This window comes from Sphingopyxis sp., from assembly GCF_016463645.1.
Lineage (GTDB): Bacteria > Pseudomonadota > Alphaproteobacteria > Sphingomonadales > Sphingomonadaceae > Sphingopyxis.
Window position 1 is genome coordinate 1 of the sequence record NZ_JAEMQX010000250.1, and the last position, 2,036, is coordinate 2,036.

Sequence of the window (2,036 nt, forward strand, 5' to 3'; positions counted from 1 at the left end):
ATCCTGACGCGCCCCTTTGCGAGGCAATCGCGCTGGATGCGCATCGGCCTGCCCGCCGACGCCGCTGCGCTGGGGCGGCTCGGAGCGGCGCTCGCCGATGGCTGAGCCGATCACGCTCACCGCGCTCGCGCTCGACGCGGCGTTCGGCTGGCCGCGCGCACTCTATCGCCGCATCGGCCATCCCGTCGGGCTGTTCGCGCGCATCATCACGGAATGCGAGGCGCGGTGGAACCGGCCCGGATATGGTTTTGCAAAGCGGCGCGCGCTGGGCGCCGTGACGCTTTTGCTCCTCCTGCTTGTCGCCGGCAGCGTCGGCCTGGGCATGCAGCGCCTCTTGCTCGGTGCCTTCGGCAGCTGGGGCTGGGTCGGCGTCGCGATTCTCGCCTGGCCCGCGCTCGCGCAGCGCAGCCTGTTCGACCATGTCCGCGCGGTCGGCGAGCGGATCGACGCCGGCAACCTTGCGGAGGCCCGTCGCGCGGTCGGCCTGATCGTCGGCCGCGACACGGCGGCGCTCGACGAAGCCGGGGTCGCGCGCGCGGCGATCGAGAGCCTCGCCGAGAGTTTCTGCGACGGTGTGGCGGCACCGCTCTTCTGGCTGCTCCTGCTCGGCCTGCCCGGCGTCTGGGCGTATAAGGCGGTGAACACCGCCGACAGTCTGATCGGCCACCGCGAGGAACGCTGGCGCGCCTTCGGCTGGGCAGCGGCACGGTTCGACGACCTCGCGGGCTGGATTCCGGCGCGGCTTTCGGGGCTGCTGCTCTGCCTCGCGGGCCGTGGAGGATGGCGCATCCTGGGGCGCGACGCGCGCAAGCACGCTTCGCCCAACGCGGGCTGGCCCGAGGCCGCGATGGCGGGTGCGCTGGGGCTTCGGCTCGCGGGCCCGATCGCCTATGACGGCGTCATGCACGAGAAGGCGTGGATCGGCGATGGCGACAGCGAGGTTGGCGGCGAGGAGATCGACCGTGCGCTCGTCATCTATCTGCGCGCCTGTCTGATGCTGTGGCTGATCGCGGGAGGGGCGGCATGGCTGCTTTGATGCTGCAGGGCACCGGATCGGACGTCGGCAAGTCGGTACTCGTCGCCGCGCTCTGCCGCGCGCTCGTCCATCGCGGCCTCACCGTCCGGCCGTTCAAGCCGCAGAATATGTCGAACAATGCCGCGGTCACCGCCGATGGCGGCGAGATCGGGCGCGCGCAGGCGCTGCAGGCGATGGCGTGCCGCGTCGAACCGCATAGCGACATGAACCCGGTGCTGCTGAAGCCGCAGGCCGACCGCACTTCGCAGCTTATCGTCCATGGCCGCGTACGCGGGACGCTCGGCAGCGGCAATTTCCGCGAGGCCCGCGGCACGCTGATCGCCGAAGTGCTCGAAAGCTACGGGCGCCTGCGCAGCGAATGCGACATCGTGATCGTCGAGGGCGCAGGGTCGCCCGCCGAGACCAATCTGCGCCGGAGCGATATCGCGAACATGGGCTTCGCCCGCGCCGCCGATGTGCCGGTGGTGCTGATCGGCGACATCGACCGCGGCGGCGTGATCGCCTCGCTCGTCGGCACACGCGCGGTGATCGAGCCCGACGATGCCGCGATGATCCGCGGCTTCCTGATCAACAAGTTCCGCGGCGACCCCGCGCTGTTCGACGACGGCTATCGCGAGATCGAGCGGCGGAGCGGGTGGCGGGGGCTCGGCGTCATCCCTTGGCTGAGCGCTGCGGCGCGACTGCCCAGCGAGGATGCGGTGATCCTCGAACGCCCCGCCGATCCGCGCGACGGGCGCCGGACGATCGCCTGCCCGATCCTGCCGCGCATTTCGAACTTCGATGATCTCGATCCGCTGAAGCTCGAGCCCGGAGTCGAGGTCGTGATGGTGCCGCCCGGCCGCCCGATTCCCTCCGAAGCGGCGATCATCGTGCTACCGGGATCGAAAGCGACGATCGCCGACCTCGCGGCGCTACGTGCCGAGGGTTGGGATATCGACATCAAGGCGCATCACCGGCGCGGCGGGCTGATCGTCGGGCTGTGCGGCGGATATCAGATGCT

At 70.6% G+C, this 2,036-nt stretch carries 2 protein-coding genes and 1 pseudogene; all 3 read left to right on the forward strand.

All coding sequences use genetic code 11. From position 1 onward, the window contains the following. Positions 1-105, forward strand: a pseudogene (locus JHC57_RS22195) (threonine-phosphate decarboxylase); the annotation flags it as partial. Further along, a complete protein-coding gene (gene cbiB / locus JHC57_RS22200; RefSeq protein ID WP_294032728.1) occupies positions 98-1,036 on the forward strand; it encodes an adenosylcobinamide-phosphate synthase CbiB in 939 nt (312 codons plus the stop codon). The pseudogene JHC57_RS22195 and the gene cbiB, both read left to right, overlap by 8 nt. Beyond that, positions 1,024-2,036 (forward strand): cobyric acid synthase (locus JHC57_RS22205; RefSeq protein WP_294032729.1); only part of this gene is annotated, 1,013 nt, incomplete at its 3' end. The genes cbiB and JHC57_RS22205, both read left to right, overlap by 13 nt.